The sequence below is a fragment of the Streptomyces sp. NPDC058000 genome (assembly GCF_042886435.1).
In the GTDB taxonomy this organism is placed as follows: domain Bacteria; phylum Actinomycetota; class Actinomycetes; order Streptomycetales; family Streptomycetaceae; genus Streptomyces.
The window spans coordinates 26483-46836 of the sequence record NZ_JBHVQS010000030.1; the positions used below are offsets into that span (position 1 = coordinate 26483).

Annotated in this window: 19 protein-coding genes; 13 read left to right on the forward strand and 6 right to left on the reverse strand. The window is 71.3% G+C overall.

Annotation, left to right across the window (positions count from 1 at the left end; genetic code table 11):
- The first annotated feature begins 1 nt into the window (after position 1).
- Positions 2-214 (forward strand): hypothetical protein, encoded by a 213-nt coding sequence (locus ACFVT2_RS25880; RefSeq protein ID WP_039633444.1) that lies wholly within the window; start codon positions 2-4, stop codon positions 212-214.
- A gap of 19 nt (positions 215-233) precedes the next feature.
- On the opposite strand, the gene ACFVT2_RS25885 is transcribed toward ACFVT2_RS25880, so the two are convergent.
- On the reverse strand, positions 234-944 hold the full coding sequence (locus tag ACFVT2_RS25885; RefSeq protein WP_390021734.1) for a FadR/GntR family transcriptional regulator: 711 nt from the start codon (positions 942-944) through the stop codon (positions 234-236).
- Between the two features lie 200 nt (positions 945-1144).
- On the opposite strand from ACFVT2_RS25885, the gene ACFVT2_RS25890 reads away from it, so the two are divergent.
- The 3 genes from ACFVT2_RS25890 (at position 1145) to cutA (ending at position 3667) form a co-directional block, all read left to right on the forward strand.
- On the forward strand, positions 1145-1660 hold the full coding sequence (locus tag ACFVT2_RS25890) for a gluconokinase (protein WP_390021736.1): 516 nt from the start codon (positions 1145-1147) through the stop codon (positions 1658-1660).
- A gap of 146 nt (positions 1661-1806) precedes the next feature.
- Positions 1807-3204: a gluconate:H+ symporter gene (locus ACFVT2_RS25895; RefSeq protein WP_390021738.1), complete on the forward strand. Its 1398-nt coding sequence runs from the start codon at positions 1807-1809 to the stop codon at positions 3202-3204.
- A gap of 130 nt (positions 3205-3334) precedes the next feature.
- Complete coding sequence (gene cutA / locus ACFVT2_RS25900) at positions 3335-3667, forward strand: divalent-cation tolerance protein CutA (RefSeq protein WP_390021740.1); 333 nt, start codon at positions 3335-3337, stop codon at positions 3665-3667.
- Between the two features lie 4 nt (positions 3668-3671).
- Here cutA and ACFVT2_RS25905 read toward each other — a convergent pair whose 3' ends face one another.
- On the reverse strand, positions 3672-5009 hold the full coding sequence (locus ACFVT2_RS25905; protein WP_390021741.1) for an XRE family transcriptional regulator: 1338 nt from the start codon (positions 5007-5009) through the stop codon (positions 3672-3674).
- 520 nt (positions 5010-5529) lie between these two features.
- Between ACFVT2_RS25905 and ACFVT2_RS25910 the strand changes: the two genes are divergently transcribed.
- The 3 genes from ACFVT2_RS25910 (at position 5530) to ACFVT2_RS25920 (ending at position 7664) form a co-directional block, all read left to right on the forward strand.
- Positions 5530-6066: a hypothetical protein gene (locus tag ACFVT2_RS25910; protein ID WP_390021742.1), complete on the forward strand. Its 537-nt coding sequence runs from the start codon at positions 5530-5532 to the stop codon at positions 6064-6066.
- 121 nt (positions 6067-6187) lie between these two features.
- The gene (locus ACFVT2_RS25915) at positions 6188-7180 is read left to right on the forward strand and encodes a radical SAM protein (RefSeq protein ID WP_390021743.1); all 993 of its coding nucleotides are present in this window, start codon (positions 6188-6190) and stop codon (positions 7178-7180) included.
- A 103-nt stretch (positions 7181-7283) separates the two neighbouring features.
- The gene (locus ACFVT2_RS25920) at positions 7284-7664 is read left to right on the forward strand and encodes a hypothetical protein (protein WP_390021744.1); all 381 of its coding nucleotides are present in this window, start codon (positions 7284-7286) and stop codon (positions 7662-7664) included.
- A 35-nt stretch (positions 7665-7699) separates the two neighbouring features.
- Here the strand turns inward: ACFVT2_RS25920 and ACFVT2_RS25925 are convergent, their stop codons facing one another.
- A complete protein-coding gene (locus tag ACFVT2_RS25925) occupies positions 7700-9298 on the reverse strand; it encodes an FAD-dependent monooxygenase (protein ID WP_390021745.1) in 1599 nt (532 codons plus the stop codon).
- A 38-nt stretch (positions 9299-9336) separates the two neighbouring features.
- Between ACFVT2_RS25925 and ACFVT2_RS25930 the strand changes: the two genes are divergently transcribed.
- A complete protein-coding gene (locus tag ACFVT2_RS25930; protein ID WP_390021747.1) occupies positions 9337-10017 on the forward strand; it encodes a TetR/AcrR family transcriptional regulator C-terminal domain-containing protein in 681 nt (226 codons plus the stop codon).
- A gap of 56 nt (positions 10018-10073) precedes the next feature.
- On the opposite strand, the gene ACFVT2_RS25935 is transcribed toward ACFVT2_RS25930, so the two are convergent.
- Genes ACFVT2_RS25935 through ACFVT2_RS25945 form a run of 3 tightly spaced genes read right to left on the reverse strand, consistent with a single transcriptional unit; the run spans position 10074 to position 13599 of the window.
- Entirely contained in the window at positions 10074-11258 is a 1185-nt protein-coding gene (locus tag ACFVT2_RS25935) for an acyltransferase family protein (protein ID WP_390021748.1), read from the reverse strand.
- Entirely contained in the window at positions 11258-12622 is a 1365-nt protein-coding gene (locus ACFVT2_RS25940) for a polysialyltransferase family glycosyltransferase (RefSeq protein ID WP_390021749.1), read from the reverse strand. Before ACFVT2_RS25940 ends, ACFVT2_RS25935 begins: the two co-directional genes overlap by 1 nt.
- Positions 12622-13599: a glycosyltransferase family 2 protein gene (locus ACFVT2_RS25945; RefSeq protein WP_390021750.1), complete on the reverse strand. Its 978-nt coding sequence runs from the start codon at positions 13597-13599 to the stop codon at positions 12622-12624. Before ACFVT2_RS25945 ends, ACFVT2_RS25940 begins: the two co-directional genes overlap by 1 nt.
- A gap of 210 nt (positions 13600-13809) precedes the next feature.
- On the opposite strand from ACFVT2_RS25945, the gene ACFVT2_RS25950 reads away from it, so the two are divergent.
- From ACFVT2_RS25950 to ACFVT2_RS25970, 5 genes are all read left to right on the forward strand, one after another.
- Positions 13810-15186 (forward strand): DUF6716 putative glycosyltransferase, encoded by a 1377-nt coding sequence (locus ACFVT2_RS25950; protein WP_390021752.1) that lies wholly within the window; start codon positions 13810-13812, stop codon positions 15184-15186.
- A gap of 104 nt (positions 15187-15290) precedes the next feature.
- Complete coding sequence (locus ACFVT2_RS25955; RefSeq protein WP_390021753.1) at positions 15291-16514, forward strand: cytidylyltransferase domain-containing protein; 1224 nt, start codon at positions 15291-15293, stop codon at positions 16512-16514.
- A 126-nt stretch (positions 16515-16640) separates the two neighbouring features.
- The gene (locus tag ACFVT2_RS25960) at positions 16641-17600 is read left to right on the forward strand and encodes an N-acetylneuraminate synthase family protein (RefSeq protein ID WP_390021754.1); all 960 of its coding nucleotides are present in this window, start codon (positions 16641-16643) and stop codon (positions 17598-17600) included.
- A gap of 151 nt (positions 17601-17751) precedes the next feature.
- Positions 17752-18915 carry a hypothetical protein gene (locus ACFVT2_RS25965; RefSeq protein WP_390021826.1) on the forward strand — a complete coding sequence of 388 codons (1164 nt, stop codon included), beginning with the start codon at positions 17752-17754 and terminating at the stop codon, positions 18913-18915.
- Between the two features lie 222 nt (positions 18916-19137).
- Positions 19138-20352, forward strand: coding sequence for an amidohydrolase (locus tag ACFVT2_RS25970; protein WP_390021827.1), 1215 nt, complete (start codon positions 19138-19140; stop codon positions 20350-20352).
- The last annotated feature ends 2 nt before the right edge of the window (positions 20353-20354 follow it).

Sequence of the window (20354 nt, forward strand, 5' to 3'; positions counted from 1 at the left end):
CATGTCCGCACCCCGCCGCCGCTGCCCCATCTGCACCCGAGAGATCGCCGTGGTCGGCGGCCGGTACGCCCGCCACGACCCGCCGGGGCGGCGGACCGGGATCGAGCTGATCTCCTGCCCGGGATCGCGGCGGACCGCGCCGATGATGGCGCCCGCTTCGATGCTCTTCGACCCCGAGGAACCGCCGATGCCCGGTCAGCAGCCGCTGTTCTGACGGGCGCCCCCGGCGCGAACTACGGTGCCAGGACGTCGAGTTCGGCCATCGCGCCGGCGGTGATCTCCCGGGTGAGGGCCTCCGCGCGGACCGCGTCCCCGGTGCGGATCGCCTCGGCGACCTGGACGTGCAGGGTGACCGCGGCCGGGTCGGGGTCGGTGAACATCACGTGGTGGTGGGTGCGGCCGGTGAGCACGGCGGCGACGACCTCGGCGAGGCGGGCGAACATCTCGTTGCCGGAGGCGGACAGCACCACCCGGTGGAACGCCATGTCGTGGACGAGGTAGGCGTCGAGCTGCTGGCCGCGCGAGGTGGAGACCATCCCCATGGCGTGCTCGGTGAGTTCGGCGCACTGAGCAGGGGTGGCGTGATGGGCGGCCAGCCCGGCCGCCACCGGTTCGACGGCCGAGCGCAGCACGGTCAGTGAGCGCAACTGCCGGGGACGGTCCCGGCCGGCCAGCCGCCAGCCGATCACCCGCGGGTCGTAGACGTTCCACTCCTCGGTCGGGCGGACGGTCACCCCGACCCGGCGCCGGGACGCGACCAGGTGCATGGACTCCAGGACCCGGATCGCCTCGCGGATCACCGTGCGGGAGACGTCGAACCGCCCGGCGAGCTCATCGGTGCGCAGGACCGTGCCCGGAGGGTAGTCGCCCGCGGTGATCGCCGGCCCCAGGGACTCCAGCACGCGGGCGTGCAGCCCCTTGTCCCCGTTCCCGGTCGCTTCCATGGGCCAAGCCTACGTTCCCGTCTCTCCGCCACTTCAGCCAATTAAGTATGACGTTTGCGTCACAGGGGCTTGAATACGTCGTACCTAATGAGTTTCAGTGGGGAGCGCACGAGGTCGAAGAGGACAGCGTCATACCGATTGCGCCGGTAACGGCTGACTGGTGAGCGATGTCCTGCATACGAGGTATCGAGGTATTCGGGATGGGCAGCGCCGACGTCATCGTCGTGATGGGTGTGGCCGGGACCGGCAAGACGACGATCGGTCCCCTGGTGGCCGACGCGCTCGGCGTCCCGTACGCCGAGGGCGACGACTTCCACCCGCCGGCCAACATCGCCAAGATGTCGGCGGGCACCCCCCTGGACGACGCCGACCGCGGCCCCTGGCTCGACGCCATCGGTGCCTGGGCGCACGGACGGGCCGGCCACGGCGGCGTGGTCAGCTGCTCCGCGCTCAAGCGCGCCTACCGCGACCGGCTGCGGGCCGCCGCCCCGGGCGTGGTCTTCCTCCACCTCGCCGGCGACCGCTCGCTCATCGAGGCGCGGATGACCGAACGCAAGGGCCACTTCATGCCCACCGCACTGCTGGACTCCCAGTTCGCCACGCTCGAACCGCTCGGACCGGACGAGGCGGGCGTCGTCGTCGACGTCTCCGGCACCCCGGAGCAGATCGCCGACCGGGCCGCCACCGCACTGCGCCGCCCGGCCCCGGCCGCGTAACCCCGCGCCGAGGCCGAACCCCCAGACCGCCGGGCCCCTCCCTTCCCCCCCCGAGGGGCCCGGCTCCCCACCCGTCCCCACCCCCCGTCCCCACCCCCTCCGCCGCTTCTCCCTTCTCCCCCTCCCCTCCAACCAAGGGAATCGCCGTGCCACATCTCAGCGTCGAGATGCTCGCAGCGGACGCGACCACGCCGATCACCTCGGCCGGTCACGCACAGCTGGGCATCGCCGTCCTGGCGGGTATCGCCGTCATCGTCCTGCTGATCACCAAGTTCAAGCTGCACGCCTTCCTGTCGCTGATCATCGGTTCGCTGGTGCTCGGCGCGGTGGCCGGAGCGCCCCTCGACAAGGCCATCGCCAGCTTCTCCACCGGGCTGGGGACCACGGTCGCGGGCACCGGCGTACTGATCGCGCTGGGCGCCGTCCTAGGCAAGCTGCTCGCCGACTCCGGCGGCGCGGACCAGATCGTGGACACGATCCTGGCGAAGGCCGGACGGCGGGCGATGCCCTGGGCGATGGTGCTGATCGCCGGGATCGTCGGGCTGCCGATCTTCTTCGAGGTCGGCATCGTGCTGCTGATCCCCGTGGTGCTGCTCGTCGCCAAGCGCGGCAACTTCTCCCTCATGCGGATCGGCATCCCGGCGCTGGCCGGACTCTCCGTGATGCACGGGCTGATTCCCCCGCACCCCGGGCCGCTCGCCGCGATCGACGCGGTCAAGGCCAACCTCGGCGTCACGCTGGCGCTGGGCGTCGTCATCGCCATCCCCGCGGCGATCATCGCCGGCCCGCTCTTCTCCCGCTACGCGGCCCGCTGGGTCGACATCACCCCGCCCGAGAAGATGATCCCCCAGCGCACCGCCGACGATCTGGAGAAGCGCCCCGGCTTCGGCATCACCGTCGCCACCGTCCTGCTGCCGGTCGTGATGATGCTGGCCAAGGCCCTCGTGGACGTCGTCGTGGACAACCCCGCGCACACCCTCCAGCGGGTCTTCGACGTCATCGGCTCGCCGCTGATCGCGCTGCTCACCGCCGTCGTCGTCGGAATGTTCACGCTCGGCCGGGCGGCCGGCTTCACCCGCGGCAGGATCGCCTCCACCGTCGAGTCCTCGCTCGGCCCGATCGCCGGCGTGCTGCTGATCGTCGGCGCCGGCGGCGGCTTCAAGCAGACACTGGTGGACTCCGGTGTGGGCCAGATGATCCTGGAGATCTCCAAGCACTGGAACATCTCCACGCTGCTGCTGGCCTGGCTGATCGCGGTCACCATCCGCCTCGCCACCGGCTCCGCCACGGTCGCCACCATCTCGGCCGCGGGCCTGGTCGCTCCCCTCGCCGCCGAGATGAGCACCACCCACACCGCCCTCCTCGTCCTCGCCATCGGCGCCGGCTCCCTCTTCTTCAGCCACGTCAACGACGCCGGCTTCTGGATGGTCAAGGAGTACTTCGGCATGGACGTCGGCCAGACCCTGAAGACCTGGTCGGTGATGGAGACGCTGATCTCGGTGGTGGGGATCGTGGGGGTGCTGCTGCTCTCGCTGGTCGTGTAGCGGCCGTCGCCTACGGTTTCCACGGCCACGGACGAGCCCCTGCCGGCTGCCTTACGGGTGGCTGGCGGGGGCTTTGCGCCAGATATGCGTGTTCGCCGAGAAGCGGAGCAGGCGTCGATAGGCTCGCCACATGGCGGACTTCCTTCAGGTATCCACTGCGACGGAGACCCGCGAGGCCGCGGTCAAGCTCGCTCAGTCGGTCGTGTCGGCTCGGCTCGCGGCGGGAGCACAGATCGTCGGCCCCGTGGTCTCCGTCTTCTGGCATCAGGGCCAGTTCGGCACGGGGGAGGAGTGGCAGCTCTTGTTCAAGACCCGTGCCGACCGGTACGACGAGATCGAGGCGCATCTGCTGAAGCACCACCCGTGGAACAACCCGGAAGTCACGGCGGTACCGATCGTCGCCGGGTCGGCGGCGTACCTGCGCTGGGTGGAGACGGCCACCGCCCCTGACTCGGTGGGCTGAGCTTTCAGGCCCTTGCCCTGTCCAGCACCTCGGCCACAGCAGATAGATGGCGGTGGGGGATGAGTTGTCGGAGTGTCGGCGCGATGCGCTGATGCGGGCGGACGGATGCTACTCCGGCGGAGAGGTCCAGTACTCGGTTCGTGACGTCTGCCGCCTGCTCGATTTCTCCGGCGGACAGGTATGCGTCCGCCAGCCAGGACAGGTACAGGCTCTTGTCGCGGGCGTGGGTGTTGTCGTACTTGCCGAGTGCCTCTTCCAGAACGGGAACTGCACGTAGCGGACGGTGTAGTTCGGCCCAACAGCGACCGGTCATGATCTGGAGCTCGTTGAGGTCGACCCACGCCGTCCAGTCGGGCTGCGGCGTCCCATCATCCTCGCTCAATGCGGTTTCGGCCGAATTGAGTGCCTGTTCTGTCCCGCTTGCATCGCCTGCGACGGCGTAGGCCCACGCCAGGCGTTCGTACAACAAGGCTCGAACGCCGCGCGGAGCGTCGGGACCTGCCGTGCGGCATGACCGGAGGGCGATCTCCGTGCCGGCCTGTCGGTCATCGTTGACTTTCTGATAGGCGAGGAATGCAAGAGCGTTGCCGGTGAGGGCCACATCTCCAGCGTCGGAGGCGGCGTGGTAGCTCTCCTCGTACAAGCCAGTCGCGTCGGAGGACATGCCGCCGTCGAATGCGGCCCATCCGGCTTGCTGGGCCTGTTCGGCCAATACGGATAGGAGACCGCGCTTGGTCTCTTCCGTGTAGCTGGCCTCGCGCATCATGCGCTTGGTGGCTTGGTACTCGCCGAGGTAGACGCGGTAGGTGTCGCCACCGCCGAGGATGTTGTCAAGGCGCCTCAGCCGCGCCGTTCGCTCCCTGAGCTGGTTGGGAACAGTGCGACCGATACGACGCCCGGTCGTGAACTGCTCGGGTTCGGGCAAGCCGGCGACCAATCCCGCTCCGGCCGATGCTTTGAAAAACTCCCTGCGCCGCACTGTGTCTCCTCCGCTCCGATTCGTGTGCATGGTGCGTGCAGACATGTCTGGGGCATGACTAGGTGGTTGATCCCGCTCCCACTCACGGGGAGCGAGACCGAGCATGTGGCCTGGGATGCGTAGCGCATCGGCAATCTTGGTGATCTTCTCGAACGTCGTGACGCTGCCGTGGCCACGTGCCAAGGCGCCGACGCGTTCCGGCTTGATGTCGCATTCAGCCGCGATTTTCGAATAACTGATCTTGGCTTCGGAGCGTGCGAGCCGGAACACGATGCCGAAGTCGTGAGCGGCAATCGCGATTCTCACATCTTCGCGGTTCAGGAAGTCACACGGTAACGCTGTCGGCGGTTTATAAGCGGTCATTGGATGCCCCGTCGCAACTGCTGGTGCCAGTGTGACGCATTGGTTCGAACATCGGCCTACCCATGATGGGGATACCCACGGAGGGGAAGCCAAGCTTGCCGCATCGCAGCAGAGTTTGGGGTGATCTGACCCCCGCGGCGCTGTCGACGCCCGGGGGCATGGCCATCAACCCCTGGAAGGTTGACGACGTGACCCAAGTTATCGCGTCCCTAGGTCAGTTGCTCGTGCGGCTGTTATTCCCTGCTTCGGGACGCTGCTGTGCGGCTGACCCGTGGCCCGAGCCAACTCCGCTAGTCCTGACTGCGGGCGAGGCCGCCACCTCAATCCGGCGACGCACCCGCCCGCTGTCGCTGTGCGAAGGAGATGTTGAGGACGGCGAACTGATTCGCCCCTACGTCCTCACGCCCGAAGAGCGGCGTACGCGCCGCGTGCAGCGTGAGCGGCGGTGGACGCTCTGGCTGAGTGTGCATGGCATCGACATCGGCCCACGCCGGATCCATGGGCTGGAGGTGCCCACGCGATGAACCCCATGTACTCCGCACGGCTGTTGCCGTGGAGCAGCCCGGAGGGAAAGCCGTGCTTCCTTCTCGGCGGTACCGGGACCGGCTACGTCTCCCGCCTCGCCGACAGGGTGGAGGCGGAGCAGATGGACTCGGCGGCCGAACTCATCGAGGACGCCGGCGACGTCCTCGCCGGGCGGTCCTGGACTCCCGGTGAACTTCACTTACTGGCCGTCGAATTGAACGCCCACCTGGCCAGGGTCCACCGCGTTTCGAAGAGTCGGGGCGCCCGGTTGCTCCAGTTGGAGGGCGCTGCCGACAAGGACGAGGGAGACGGCGAGGGCGACGCGGGCGACGATTCCGCGGCAAGCGATGCGGGTGAGGGCGGATATGGATCCGCGCCCGCGCATGACTCCCCCGATCGGAACGGCCCTGAGGAGGGACAGCGCACGTCCCGTCCGAGCCCACGGGCTCGGCTCGCGGCCCCGGTCCGTCCCGCGGGGAGCGCCCCGGGCGCTCCCTTGAAGGATGCCGCGCAGGGTTCGCCCGCGCGGTGAGGGAAATCGGGTCCGCCCTCCCCCCCCCAGTCACGCGGGAGGGCGGACTCATCCGGCGCCACGGCGCCCAGTTCCTGAGCTGACGGTGCCCCGCTGAACCTCGCCCTTTTCTGGAGGGAAGATGAGCGTGTTACCTCTCCGGCCCACGTTTGCATGGCTGGAGATCACTGGATTCTGCAATCTCAACTGCCGTCACTGCTATGCCGGTTCTTCCCCGCAAGGGGATCACGGGGACATGACCGACGCAGACTGGCTGCGGGTGATCGACGAGCTGCACGGCATGGGCGTACGTGATGTGCAGTTCATCGGTGGCGAACCCACTCTGCACCCTGGCCTGCCGACCTACATTCGTCACGCCCTCACGTACGCGATGCGCGTGGAAGTGTTCTCCAACCTGACGCACATCACCGATGCCGTGTGGGAGGTGCTGAGCCTACGTGGGGTGCGTCTGGCTTTCAGCTACTACAGCGACGAGCACGCCGACCATGACGACGTGACCGAAGGCAGGGGATCTCACGCCCGTACCCGGGCCAACATCGACAAGGCGCGCGAGCTGGGCATCCCGATGCGCGGCAGCGTGATTCACGTCCTGGAGGGGCAGCGCGCCGGCCACGCCTCGCACGCGCTGATGCAGCTCGGTATCCGGGATGTGCGTACGGACGGTATCCGCCCGTTTGGCCGGGGCGCCCAGAATGCGGCGCCGGATATGCGCAAACTGTGCGGGCGATGCGGCCGGGGCAAGTTCGCGATCTCTCCGAGCGGGGAAGTGTGGCCGTGCGTGTTCGCCCGCTGGATGGTGCTCGGCAACGTCCACACCCATAGCCTCGACGAGATCTACAAGGGGCATGCGGCGTGCGAGGTGCGCGCCGCACTGGAGGAGACGTTCCCGCACACGCGTGTCTCTGAGCAGCCCACGTGTCTGCCGGACTGCAACCCCAGTTTCGACACGTGTTCCCCGCAGCTGGCCTGCGCGCCGGATGCAGAGTGCGCGCCGACCGGCGGTGACAGCGAGAACGGCGGGGTGGACGGACGGCGGACCGTGGCGCCGGTACGCATGTCGCCACGGCGCTCGGTGCGGTACGCCAATCCGGAGATCTCCCGTACGGACTGTTGAGCGTTCTCGCATCGGTGAATTCCCGCCCGTACGCCCGTGTTCGAGGGGGTCGGCGGGTACCGTGTCGGCCCGTAAGCCAGCGTTTACCACGGGAGTCACCGCCATGGATGACACGGCCGCCGTCACTCTCTACCTCGCCCGCCGCGACACCTACGCCGCCTTCCTCAACGCCGTGGACGACGAACTCCGCGTCGCCTGGCACCGCTGCGACGGTCGGTACAAGACGTCCGACGGCCGACCGGACGAGGCGGCGGCAGTGGAGGACGTCGACCGCGCCTATCTCAAGAGTCGCGCCGCGTTCAACGTGATCGACCTGGAAGCGGTGGGGCCGGTCAAGGAGGCCCGCGTCCTGGTGGAGCGGGCGGCGGCCCTGCACAAGGGGGGCGGCACCGAGCCGAATTGGGTCGACTTCAAGAAGGCCCGCGAGGCGTTCGTCGCCGCGACGGGCCGGTACTTGAAGGGGCTCCTGCCCGAGGCGGATTGAGTCTTCGGCGTCGATCGGCCGGCCGCCTCGGGGGATCAGACGGTAGCGGGCGTGGCACCGAAGTGCGTCTCCAACGCTTCGGCTACGGCCGCCGTCGCCTCCTCCGGTGGGGCCGCCACCGCGACGTAGCCGTCCGGGCGGATCAGGAAGACGGTCGGGGTGGTGCCGTAGGCCGCGCGGAGGTGGCCGTCGGGGTCGAGGAGGTCGGGGGTGGGGCCGCCGACGTGGAGGGTGTGGAGGGGGGTGGAGCCGGCCGCTTTGGTGAGGGCGGGGGTGTCCAGGTCCGGGGCGTCGAGGGCGAGCACGGTGAAGTGCGGGCCGCGGAAGGCGTCGAAGAGGTGGGTGGGCGTGCCGTCGGGGGTGGTGCAGGGGGCGTCGGGGGCGCGGTCGCCGGCGGTGCGGGCGCCGTCGGGGAGGTCGGCGCGGAGTTCGCGGGTGAGCGGGCTGTCCGGGTAGCCGATGTCGAGTTGGTGCAGGTCGCGGCCGCGGTGGAGGCTGCCGGAGCGGTGCAGTCGGGTGCTGGTCTCCAGGATGCGGGCGGCTATCGGGCGGCGCTCGGTCTGGTAGGTGTCGAGGAGGGTGTCCGGGGCGCCGTGCCGGAGCACTTGGCCGAGCTTCCAGCCGAGGTTGTAGGCGTCCTGGACGCTGGTGTTCAGGCCCTGGCCGCCGGCCGGGGAATGGACGTGCGCGGCGTCGCCGGCCAGGAAGACCCGGCCGTGGCGGTAGGCGTCGACCATGCCGGCCTTGGGGCGGTAGAGGGACGTCCACAGCACCTCGCGGACCTGGTCGCGGGTGAGGTGGGTGTGCGTGGCGATCAGGTCGCGGACCGCCTCGTGGGAGGTGTCCGGCTCGGCGGTGGCCGCCGCGGCAAGCATCTGGAAGTCGTCGGTGCCGGCCAGCGGGAGGAGGCCGACGAAGCCGCCGGTCGGCAGCATCCAGCGGTGCCAGTGGTCGCGGTCGAGGCCGTCGAGGCGGACGTCGGCGAGGACGGCGTGGCCCGGGGCGAGCTCCGGCCCGGTCATCCGGGTGCCGAGCTGCTTGCGAACGGTGCTGCCGCCGCCGTCGCAGGCGACCAGGTAGCGGGCCCGGACGGTGTGTACGGCGGTGTCGGGCCCGGTCAGGCGGGCGGTCACGCCGTCGTCGTCCTGGGTGAAGTCGGTGAGTGCGGTGTCCAGTTGGACGCTGCCGCCGAGGTCGCGCAGGCGGTCGTGGAGCAGCTGGACGTTGCGCCACTGGGGGAGCATCAGGCTCTCGGAGTAGGGGGTGGAGGGGGTCGGGGCGACCCGCTCGATCATCTGGTGGGTGCGGACGATCCGGCCGTCCTCCCACAGTGCCATGGGCGGGTAGAGGCCGCCGGCGGCGTGCGCGGCGGGGAGCACGCCGAGGTCGTCGTAGACCTCCTGGGTGCGCGGCTGGACGCCGGTGCCGCGGGCGCCGGGGGAGAGGGTGGTCTGCCGCTCGACGACAAGGGTGGTCACGCCCCGGCGGGTGAGGTCGATGCCGAGCGCGAGGCCGGTCGGGCCGGCGCCGGAGATCAGGACGTCGACGGGCGGCGCGGTGGCGTCCCCGGCGGCGGCCTCGAAGGTGCCCTCGGTGGGGTTGGCGAAGGTTTCCTTAACGCTGTTAAGTGCCATGCTTTCGAGGCTGCCCTTAACGGTGTTAAGTTGTCAACATGGCTTCGCGTATTGACCGGAATTCGGTGGTGGAGACCGCCCTGCGGCTGTTGAACGAGGGTGGCCTGGACGGGCTGACCCTCCGGCGGATCGCCAAGGAACTCGACGTCCAGGCGCCGGCGCTCTACTGGCACTTCAAGAACAAGCAGGAACTGCTGGACGAGATGGCGACCGAGATCTTCCGGCGGCTGTTCCGGTCGACGCTGCCCGCGGGTGGGCCGGGGGCGGACGGCCGGTGGCCGTCCTGGCAGGAGATGGTCCGGAACACCTGCGCCGCGCTCCGCCGGGAACTGCTCACCTACCGCGACGGGGGCAAGGTCGTCGCCGGGACGCGGATGACGGACGACAGCTTCGCCGCGCCCCTGGAACTCTTCCTCAGCCACTTCACCGCGGTCGGCTTCACCCTCACCGAGGCGGCCCGCGCCTGGTGGACCGCGTACAACTACACGGTCGGGCTGGTCATCGAGGAGCAGTCGGTGCACCCGGAACCAGAGCGCCCGGAGGTCCGTGACCCGTCCTACGACCTCGATGAGCGGGAGCGCCGGCTGGGCGCGACGTACCCGCTCGCCGCGCGGGCCGGGCGGACGCTCTTCGGGGACACCGAGGAGGCGTTCGAGGCCGGACTGCGGATCATCGTGGCCGGCATCGAGGCCAACCGCCTGAAGAGGGAGGGGAGTTGAGAGGTTGAGCGGTCCGCGGGGCGGGGGTGGTCCGCCCCGCGGGGTGGCGGCAGGCCCTAGCGGCGCGGGTCGATCGCGCGGCGCAGGCGTGGGGTCAGCGGTCGTTCGACCCACCGGTGCAGCACCCATGCCAGCAGCAGCATCAGGCCGACGGTCAGCAGGAACGTGGCGTACGAGGGCAGCCCGGCGCCGCGGTGCAGTACGCCGATCACGACCCAGCCCAGGTGCTCGTGGACGAGGTAGAAGGGGTAGGTCAGCGCCCCGGCGACGGTCAGCCAGCGCCAGTTCGCCCAGCGGAATGCGCCGAGGGCGACGGCGGCGACCGCGGCGAAGCCGAGGGTCACGATGGCGATGATCACGGACGCCGAGCGGTAGGAGAAGGCGTGCACGGACGGCGCGTGCCACAGGCCGGCGACCGCGTAGTGCTGGCCGATCAGCCAGCTGACCAGCACGATCGTCCAGGCGACCGGGTCCCGGGGGCCGAAGCGGTGCAGCAGGTACAGGCCCACGCCGCCGATGAAGAACGGGGCGTACTGCGGCATCAGGACGGTGCTGAGGAACGGGTCGTGGGCGGACTGCGCCAGGGCCGCGGCCAGCGTCCAGCCGGCGCAGAAGAGCACGACCCGGCCGCGGGTGGCGCCCGGGAGGACGACGCACAGCGCGAAGAGGGCGTAGAAGCGCATCTCCGCCCAGAGCGTCCAGCAGACGCCGAGGACCCGGTGCACGCCCAGCGGGTACTGGAGCATGGTGAGGTTCGTCAGCACCTCGCTCGGTGAGAGGGCCTTGAACGCGACCCAGGGGAGCGCGAAGACCGCGGTGACCAGCAGGATCGCCACCCAGTAGGCGGGATAGAGGCGGGAGACGCGGCTCGCGATGAAGGAGCGCAGGGTCCGGCCCCAGCCGCTGAGGCAGATGACGAAGCCGCTGATGACGAAGAAGATCTGGACGCCCAGGCAGCCGTAGGCGAACGCGCCGGAGGCGTAGGGGAATTGGTGGGCCGGGGAGTCGCCCCAGGCCCGGGAGATGTCGCCGTTGCGGCCGCCGTAGTGGTACGCGGCGACCATCAGGGCGGCGAGCAGCCGCAGCCCGTCCAGGGCGCGCAGTCGGGCGGCGCCACCGCTCCGGCCGCGGGCCGGTATCGCGGTGTCCCGGGTGGCGGCCGGACCGGCGCCCGGCGCGCCGGCCGCGGTGCGGTCCGGTGCCACGCGGGGCGCCCCGGCCGGCGGTGAGGTGGTGGTCATCAGGCGGCGGTCCGCTTCCTCAATCGGCGCTGCACGGCCCGGGCCCGACGCGCCACCCGGCGGACCGCGGCATTGCGCGGGATGAACGACAGCTGGGACGGGATCGCGCCGGGCAGCGCCAGCGCGGTGAGCCGGCGGCGCTTGAAGTAGCGCCGGGTGTACGGACTCAGGTGGGCCGCCAGGTAGCGTTCGGCGGCCGGCCGCAGGTGCGGGTAGATCTGGTGCTGCATCGCGTAGCCGACGGCGGTGACCAGCGGGGCGACGTCCTCCGGGCGGGCGGCGGCGCGCGGCCGCTCGCTGCGGTCGGCGAGGTCCGGCACCAGCGCGTCCACCAGCGTCACCGGCACCCGGTTGCTGTTCTGATACGGGCTGAGCCGCTCCAGCAGCAGCCCGGTGCCGGCCCGGGCCACCGGCAGGTCGTAGAAGACGGACGCGGTCAGCAGCGCGGTGGAGAAGCAGCCGACCACCAGCGCCGGGCGGGCCCGCTGGTAGAGGACCTCGGCGAGCACCGGCCGGTCCAGCACGGTCAGTGAGACCGCGAGCTTCTCGGCCTCCTGTTCCAGCAGTCGCGACCAGCGGGCCGGTGCCGACGGGTGCGGTTTGAAGACGATCTCGCGGTGGCCCCGCTCGACCGCCCCGCGCACCATCCGGACGTGCAGTTCCTCTTCCTCCTGCGGGGTGAGGATGGACAGTGCCGAGAGGTACTGGCCGAGCAGGAGTGCCGCACCCTCCGGGACGTCGGCCAGATCGTCCGGTGCCTCGCCGTCGTCGGCGAGTTCGGCCAGCACCTTGGTGAAGGCGGCGGTCGGCACGGTCACCGGCTCCACCCCGAACTCGGTGAGCAGCAGCGGTTTGAGGCCCGGCACCAGGTCCAGGTGCAGCAGTCGGTCGATCCGGGTGCCGACCAGCGGGTCGAGCTTGTTGCGGGTCGGGCCGTAGCTCATCAGCCCGTCGGCGTAGACGTGGACGGGCGCGCCGGGGAACAGCTGCGCCAGCGCCAGCGCCGGGTTGACCTGGATCGACTCCACGACCAACTCGACGTCGTCGTCGCCAAGTTCCCACAGCAGCCGCAGCTGCCGCTCCCACAGCGGGACGTCGTCGAGGCGCGGGGACCAGCCGCCGGGGTGGAACGGGCGGATCGTCTCGTTCCAGGACAGCACGCGGTCGAAGCGGTCGCGCAGCCGCGCGAAACCGGGCATGGCGTCCAGCGCCGGGGTGGTCTCCGGGGTCGTCGCGTTGTTGCTGATCAGCAGCAGTCGACGGTCGGCCGGTGCGAACAGGTCGGCGTCCAGGGCGGCGGCCAGGGTCGCCGCGCCGTAGAGGGTGGACGCCAGAAAGATCTGGGTACGGGGCCGGCCGGGCATCAGGCGGCGACCTCCGCCGGGACGCCGCGACGACGCAGCCGCCGCAGCCGGGACGCGCGCTGTACATCCATGGAATCCAGGGCTTCCTTCAGTACGTCCTGCGGCATGCGTTTCATGGCCGCGGCGCTCATCGCCCGCAATTTACGGGCGACCGGTGGCTCGAATCGTTCGATCGAGCCGAGGTGGTGGGAAATGATCGCGCAATACGTGCGGACCGCCTTCGGCAACAGCAGATGCGCCTCGCGGTCCCGCGCCGTTTCCTCGATCACCTGATCGAAAGCGCGGATGAAGTCCAATTGCCGGACATCGCCGATCTGGGTCAGCGAGGAAGCCACTCCGCGCCGGTAGAAAACGCCCAGCAGACCGGTCACCGCCATGGATTTCGCCTCGCGGTGCAGCCGCCAGATCCACGGCCGGTCCTCCGCGGTGCGCAGTCCGTCGGTGAAGTGCAGCAGCCCGTCGTCGAGGAGTCGGCGGTGGTAGATCCCGGCCCAGGCGTAGGCGTAGTCGACCGAGGTGGAGCGGTCGGCGGGCAGGATCACGCTCCGCGGATCCATCACCACCCCCCGCCGGCCGTGCGGGACCCGGTGCACGGTGCGCGTCCGGGCGGTGCACTGGACGTGGTCCGTCCGGACGAAGTCGCACCCCAACTCCTCGATGGTGGAGAGGAGTTCGGAAAGGTAGCCGGGGGCCAGCCAGTCGTCCCCGTCGAGGAAGGTGAGGTACCTGCCGCGGGCCGCGTCCAGCCCGGTGTTCCGGGCGGTGGCCAGGCCGCCGTTCTTCTCGTGCCGCAGCACCCGGGCGCCCGGGAGGTCCGCCGCGGCGCGGGTGAGGATCTCCGGTGTCCCGTCGCGTGAACAGTCGTCGACGAGCAGGAATTCGAAATCCTCGCGAGAGTTCGCCGCCAGGCTTTTCAGAGTATCGGGCGCGTATGTCTGCACGTTGTAGAACGGCACGACGACGGAGAGCTTGACCACCCCCGTGACGTTAGGGGCGGCGCCCGGCATTCGTCTTGACGCGGCGCGTACTTGGCGGTGAACGAAGAATGGCGGGATGGTTAACCAGGCCGGTGGCCGGGCGGTAACCGGGCGGTATCCGGGTGGGTTCGACGTTCGTCGGTCGGCTGTTAACCCTTTGTTGCTTCCCAGTTGGCCCGCCGACCGTCGCGCCTTCCTAGCGTCTTCGACGTGCCATCACGTACCCATTCCGCACCGCGGGTCGCGGTGCTCGCCGACTCGGACACCCGGTGGAAGTGGGGCGCCCTGACCGCCCGCCGACTCCAACCGGACGCCCGGCTCGACGGCTACCTGCTCCGCGGCCGCGCCACCCCCACCGTCCGCCAACTCGGCGAGGTCGGCGCCCGCGCGGACTCGCTGCGGGAAATCCGGGGCGTCGACTTCCTCGACCTGATGGAACGCGGCGCGCGGGCCGGGGACGACACCGGCTACGACGTGCTGGTGCTGGCCTGCGTCGGCGGCGCCGTCCAGGCGATGCTGCACGGACTGCGGCACGCCTGGCGCGCCGAAGCTCCGGCGGGCGGCCGCCGCCCCGTCGTCGTCACCGGCTACGTCGGCGTGGTCTACGAGAAGCTCGCCGACGGCCTGCTGCTGCGGCACGGCGCGGATGTGGTGCTCGCCAACTCCCGGCACGACGCGGACCGGTTCCGCGCGGTCTACCAGGGCGTCGGCGCACCGGACGACAGCGTCGTGGAGTGCGCACTGCCCTTCCTCGGCGGCGCCCCCTACCAGGAGCCGCACACCCCGTCCGCGGAGCAAGGACACCGGCCCCACACCGTGGTGTTCGCCGCCCAGCCCTCCGTCCCCGACAGCCGCGAGGCGCGAACGTACCTGCTGCGGCGGGCAGTTGAGCACGCCAGCCGGCACCCCGACCGCGAGGTGCTGGTCAAACTCCGCAGCAGGCCCGGCGAGCACACCACTCACATCGAGGAACTGCCCTACCAGAAGCTCGTTGCCAAACTCCCCGGCCGACTGCCCGCCAACTGCCGCCTGGTGTACGGCAACATGGGCGAGGTCCTGGACCGCACCGACCTGATGGTCACGGTCAGCTCCACCGCCGCCCTGGAGTCGCTGCACCGCGGCATCCCCACCGCCGTCCTCACCGACCTCGGCATCCGCGAGGCGCTCGGCAACCACCACTTCCTCGGCTCCGGCTGCCTGGCCTCCTGGGACGAACTCGACGCAGGCCACCGCCCGGAGCCCCGCCCGGAGTGGCTGGCCCGCCAGGGCGTCGCCGCGGGCGGGACATACGAGACCGCCTTCGACGCCGCCCGCGACCGGGTCACCGCGCTGGCCGCCGCCGACCACCTGCCGCCGCTCACCCCGTACTACACGCCCCGCACCGCCCCCGGCTACCTGCCCGGCATCCTCGCCCGCTACGGCCTGGACCCGCAGGGCGCACCCCTCGCCGGCCACGTCGAGACGGCCCAAGAGGCCGGCGGGCTACGGAAGTTCGTCCGCGACACGGTGCGCGAGGCGGCCCGGGGCGCGTACCGGCACGGCGTCCAACGCGTCGCCCCCGCCATCCGCCGCTGGGGGCAACTGTGAGCGCCGCCGCAAGAAGCGAACGACCGAGAACCGTGCGTGACGCCCGGCGCGGCGGCGCACGACCAGGAACCGCGACCGGCCCCCGCCCGACCAAGGAGAGCCCCATGCCCCCCACCGTTGTGGCCGTCATCCCCGCCCGCGGCGGCTCCAAGGGCGTCCCCGCCAAGAACCTCGCCGCCGTCGGGGGCGTGCCTCTGGTGGCCCGCGCAGTCCGCGAGTGCCGGGCCGCCCGGCTGGTCACCGACGTGATCGTCTCCACCGACGACGCCGGGATCGCCGCCGCCGCCCGCGGCGCCGGCGCGGTGGTCATAGCCCGCCCCGGCGAGATCGCCGGCGACACCGCCACCAGCGAGGCCGCGGTCCGGCACGCCATGGACACCTACGAGGCCGAACAGGGCCGCCCGGTCGACGCGGTGCTGCTCGTCCAGTGCACCAGCCCGTTCCTCACCAGCGAGGACATCGACGCCGTGGCCGCCGCGGTCGTCGAGGACGGCGCCGACAGCGCACTGACCGTCGCGCCCTTCCACGGCTTCGTCTGGCGGGACGCCGATGCCGCGGTCGGCGCGGTCGGCGCGGTCGCCGCGGGGAGCGCCGCCACCGACGGCGGCCACGGCGTCAACCACGACAAGTCCTTCCGGCCGCGCCGCCAGGACCGCCCGCAGGACCTGCTGGAGACCGGCGCCGCCTACGCCATGGACGCGGCCGGCTTCCGCACCAGCGGCCACCGCTTCTTCGGCCGCACCGAACTGGTCCGCACCGACCCGGCCCGGGTGCTGGAGATCGACGACCCGCACGATCTGGCCCGGGCCCGCGCTCTCGCCCCGCTCCTCGACGCTCCGCGCCCCGGCACCCTGCCGTCCCGCGAGGACGTCGACGCCGTCGTCCTCGACTTCGACGGCACCCAGACCGACGACCGGGTCCTGGTCGACGCCGAGGGGCGGGAGACCGTCGCCGTGCACCGGGGCGACGGCCTGGGGATCGCCGCGCTCCGCCGCGCCGGGCTGAAGCTGCTGATCCTGTCCACCGAGCAGAACCCGGTGGTCGCCGCCCGCGCCCGGAAGCTCAAGGTGCCCGTCCTGCACGGCATCGACCGCAAGGACATCGCCCTCAAGCAGTGGTGCGAGGAGGCCGGCGTCACCCCCGAGCGGGTGCTCTACGTCGGCAACGACGTCAACGACCTGCCCTGCTTCGACCTCGTCGGCTGGCCGGTGGCGGTCGCCTCCGCCCACGACGTGGTGCGCGGCGCGGCCCGCGCCGTCACCGCCACACCCGGCGGCAGCGGCGCCGTCCGCGAGATCGCCGGCTGGCTGCTGGGGCCGTCCCTCTAGCTCCCACCCGCCTCAGCACCCACCCAGCCCTGTAACGCCGTTACAGGAACCCGGCCGCCACCCCCTGACCCGCCCCCTGCCCCGCCCCCAGATCCACCACCCTCGAACAGAACGAAGGAACCTCCCATGAGCAGCGACTCCCGCTTCCGCTCCCTCGGCGACCGCCCGGTCGGCCCCGGCCGTCCCGTCTACGTCACCGGCGAGATCGGCATCAACCACAACGGCGACCTGGAGAACGCCTTCGCGCTGATCGACGCCGCCGCGGACGCCGGCTGCGACGCGGTCAAGTTCCAGAAGCGGACCCCGGAGATCTGCACCCCGCGCGACCAGTGGGACATCGAGCGCGACACCCCCTGGGGCCGGATGACGTACATCGACTACCGCCACCGCGTGGAGTTCGACGAGGACGGCTACCGCGCCATCGACGAGTACTGCAAGAAGCGCGGCATCGCGTGGTTCGCCTCCCCCTGGGACGTCGAGTCCGTCGCCTTCCTGGAGAAGTTCGACGTGCCCTGCTACAAGGTCGCCTCCGCCTCGCTCACCGACGACGAACTGCTGCGCGCCATGCGCGCCACCGGCCGTACCGTCATCCTCTCCACCGGCATGTCCACCCCGCAGCAGATCCGGCACGCCGTCGAGGTCCTGGGCAGCGCCAACATCCTGCTCTGCCACGCCACCAGCACCTACCCGGCCAAGGCCGAAGAGCTCAACCTCCGCATGATCCACACCCTCCAGGCCGAGTTCCCCAACGTCCCGATCGGCTACAGCGGCCACGAGACCGGCCTCCAGACCACCCTCGCCGCGGTCGCCCTCGGCGCCACCTTCGTCGAGCGGCACATCACCCTCGACCGCGCCATGTGGGGCTCCGACCAGGCCGCCTCCGTCGAGCCGCAGGGCCTGACCCGCCTGGTCCGCGACATCCGCACCATCGAGGAGTCCCTCGGCGACGGCGTCAAGAAGGTCTACGAGAGCGAGCTCGGCCCGATGAAGAAGCTGCGCCGGGTCGCCGGCGTGGTCGCCGAGGCCGACGCCGCACAGGACGCGGACGCCGAGACCGCCGCCGACCGCGCGCCGGCCGCCGTCTGACGGGCCGAGCGGAGTTCGCGACGTGAACTCACCCGAAGGGACCCGCGCCGCCGGCGCCGAGGTCCCACCCCGGGAGGCGGCGGGGACTCCCGCCCGCCGCCTCCTCGGGGTGCCCCGGCAGCGCAACCGGACCGAACCCGGCGGTGACGACATGAGCCCCGCCCCCGCGGACACCGGCACCCTCGCCTTCGTCGAGAGCCCGGTGCAGCTGCTGAACGTCCTCGAATGGGCGCACACCGCCGGAGCCGCCGCCCTCACCGTCGTCGTGCTCTCCCCGCACGACCCGATGACCCGCGGCCAGCTGCGCCGGATGGCCGAACTCGCCCGCGACGAAGGCCACACCGTGCGCTGGGAGGAGGCCCGCGGCGGCGCCACCGCCCCGCTGCGCACCATCGGCGGCCTCACCCCGCTCCTCCGCCGGGCCCACCGGGTCGTCCTCGGCGACCCCTTCTCCCGCTACGTCCAACTGCTCCTGAGCCTGACCCGGGCCCGCGACCTGGTCGTGGTCGACGACGGCACCGCCACCATGGAGTTCATCGGCCAACTCGCCCGCGGTGAACGGCTGGTGCGCTGGCACCGGCACGGCTCCGGGCGCAGCCCGCGCGATCTGCTCTTCGCACCGTTCGCCGCCACCGCCCGCCGCCGCCTCACCCCCGGCCCCGAGGGCGCCCGGCGCCGCCGCACCGTCGCCCTCTTCAGCTCGATGCCGGTCGAGGTGCCCGAGGGCATGGCGGTCACCGCCAACGACTTCGCCTGGACCCGCGGCCGCTTCGGCCCGCCCCGCCTGACCCGCACCGCCGACATCGTCGGCACCTCGCTCGTCGAGACCGGCGTGGTCGACGCCGACCGCTACCTGGCCGCGGTCGCCCGCCTGGCCCGTACGCACGGCGCCACCCGCTACTTCGCCCATCGCCGGGAAGGCGCCGGCAAGCTCCACCGGCTGGCCACCGAGACCGGCCTGGAGGTGGTCCGCCCCGACCTCCCGCTGGAGCTGATCGCCCGCCGCGGCCCGGTCGGCCGCCTGGTCCTCAGCTTCCCCTCCACCGTCGTCCACACCCTGCCGCTGGCCCTCAAGGGCACCGGAGTCCGGGTCGCGGTGTGCGACATCGACCCCGCCTGGCTCACCGCACACGCCTCGCCCCGCGCCCAGGGCTTCCTCGACGACGTCACCGGCACCGCCCGGGACGTACAACGACTACCGGGACGACCGGACCTGACACCAGAACCGGAAGCGAAACCGGAAGCAGGACCGGTAGCGAAACCGGAAACGAAACCCGGAGCAGAACCAGACAGCAGAACCTGGAGCGGAACCTGACGGTAGAACCTGACAGCGGAATCACACCGCGGAACCGAACCTGGGAACCGAACCTGAGAGCAGAACCTGACAGGGAGCGATAAAGCCCTCCTTCATACCCCTCTCAAAATCCGTCCATGCACCCAGCTGCCTAAAATTTCTTCCCCTGACGGGCTGAACTTTTGTTGATCGAGGGCCAGTTGCCCGGTTCGGGCCCGTAACCTTCAACGGGTGAACCAACTGATGTCCCACCCCGCCGCCGACCCGCTCGCCCCCGCCCTGCCCGGCACGCTCCCCGAGGCACTACGCGCCGAACTCCTCGCGTTCCGCCGCGACTTGCACATGCACCCCGAGCTCGGCAACCAGGAGTTCCGGACCACCGCGGCGATCAAGGACCGACTGGAGCGGGCCGGGCTCCGCCCCCGGGTCCTCGCCACCGGCACCGGCCTCGTCTGTGACATCGGTACGGTCGACGGCACCCCGGGCAGCCCGGTTGGCGAGTCGCTCGCCCTCCGTGCGGACATCGACGCCCTCCCCATCCCCGACACCAAGACCGTCGACTACGCCTCCACGGTCCCCGGCCGCGCCCATGCATGCGGCCACGACGTGCACACCACCGTGGTGCTCGGCGCCGGCCTGGTCCTCGCCGAGCTGGCCCGTCAGGGCCGACTGCCCCGCCCGGTGCGGCTGCTCTTCCAGCCCGCCGAGGAGGTCCTGCCCGGCGGCGCCGCCGAGGCCGTCGAGTGCGGGGTGCTGGACGGCGTCGGGCAGATCCTCGCCGTGCACTGCGACCCCCGGGTGGACGCCGGCCGGATCGGCCTGCGGATCGGCCCGATCACCTCCGCCTGCGACCGGCTGGAAGTCACCCTCGAAGGGTCCGGCGGCCACACCGCCCGCCCGCACCTGACCACCGACATGGTCACCGCCGCGGCCCGGGTCGCGATCGACGTGCCGGCGCTGATCTCCCGCCGGGTCGACGCCCGGGCCGGCCTCGCCGTCACCTGGGGCCGCCTGGAGACCGGCCACGCCTGCAACGTCATCCCGCAGCGGGCCGCGCTCTCCGGCACCATGCGCTGCCTGGACCTGGACGCCTGGCGGCAGGCGCCGGACCTCGTCCACGCCGCGATCGACGAGGTCGCCACCCTGCACGGCGCCAAGTCCCAGATCGACTACGTCCGGGGCGTCCCCCCGGTTGTCAACGAGGCCGCCAGCGTCCAGCTGCTGCACGACGCGATGGCCGCCCGGCGCGGCGCCGAGGCCGTCGAGGACACCGAGCAGTCCCTCGGCGGCGAGGACTTCTCCTGGTACCTCGAACACGTCCCGGGCGCCATGGCCCGGCTCGGCGTCCGCCCGCCCGGCGAGCTGAGCGGCCTCGATCTGCACCGCGGCGACTTCGACGTCGACGAGCACGCGATCACCGTCGGCGTGGAACTCTTCACCGCGGCGGCACTGCTCTGAGC

Bases quoted from the DNA above. Each gene is read 5' to 3' on its own strand.
- cutA (WP_390021740.1), top strand. From the start codon at position 3,335: ATGGCGGACTTCCTTCAGGTATCCACTGCGACGGAGACCCGCGAGGCC.
- ACFVT2_RS25885 (WP_390021734.1), bottom strand. From the start codon at position 944: ATGGAAGCGACCGGGAACGGGGACAAGGGGCTGCACGCCCGCGTGCTG.
- ACFVT2_RS25890 (WP_390021736.1), top strand. From the start codon at position 1,145: ATGGGCAGCGCCGACGTCATCGTCGTGATGGGTGTGGCCGGGACCGGC.
- ACFVT2_RS25935 (WP_390021748.1), bottom strand. From the start codon at position 11,258: ATGACCACCACCTCACCGCCGGCCGGGGCGCCCCGCGTGGCACCGGAC.
- ACFVT2_RS25910 (WP_390021742.1), top strand. From the start codon at position 5,530: ATGAACCCCATGTACTCCGCACGGCTGTTGCCGTGGAGCAGCCCGGAG.
- ACFVT2_RS25905 (WP_390021741.1), bottom strand. From the start codon at position 5,009: ATGACCGCTTATAAACCGCCGACAGCGTTACCGTGTGACTTCCTGAAC.
- ACFVT2_RS25940 (WP_390021749.1), bottom strand. From the start codon at position 12,622: ATGCCCGGCCGGCCCCGTACCCAGATCTTTCTGGCGTCCACCCTCTAC.
- ACFVT2_RS25960 (WP_390021754.1), top strand. From the start codon at position 16,641: ATGAGCAGCGACTCCCGCTTCCGCTCCCTCGGCGACCGCCCGGTCGGC.
- ACFVT2_RS25930 (WP_390021747.1), top strand. From the start codon at position 9,337: ATGGCTTCGCGTATTGACCGGAATTCGGTGGTGGAGACCGCCCTGCGG.
- ACFVT2_RS25955 (WP_390021753.1), top strand. From the start codon at position 15,291: ATGCCCCCCACCGTTGTGGCCGTCATCCCCGCCCGCGGCGGCTCCAAG.
- ACFVT2_RS25915 (WP_390021743.1), top strand. From the start codon at position 6,188: ATGAGCGTGTTACCTCTCCGGCCCACGTTTGCATGGCTGGAGATCACT.
- ACFVT2_RS25925 (WP_390021745.1), bottom strand. From the start codon at position 9,298: ATGGCACTTAACAGCGTTAAGGAAACCTTCGCCAACCCCACCGAGGGC.
- ACFVT2_RS25970 (WP_390021827.1), top strand. From the start codon at position 19,138: ATGTCCCACCCCGCCGCCGACCCGCTCGCCCCCGCCCTGCCCGGCACG.
- ACFVT2_RS25920 (WP_390021744.1), top strand. From the start codon at position 7,284: ATGGATGACACGGCCGCCGTCACTCTCTACCTCGCCCGCCGCGACACC.
- ACFVT2_RS25965 (WP_390021826.1), top strand. From the start codon at position 17,752: ATGAGCCCCGCCCCCGCGGACACCGGCACCCTCGCCTTCGTCGAGAGC.
- ACFVT2_RS25880 (WP_039633444.1), top strand. From the start codon at position 2: ATGTCCGCACCCCGCCGCCGCTGCCCCATCTGCACCCGAGAGATCGCC.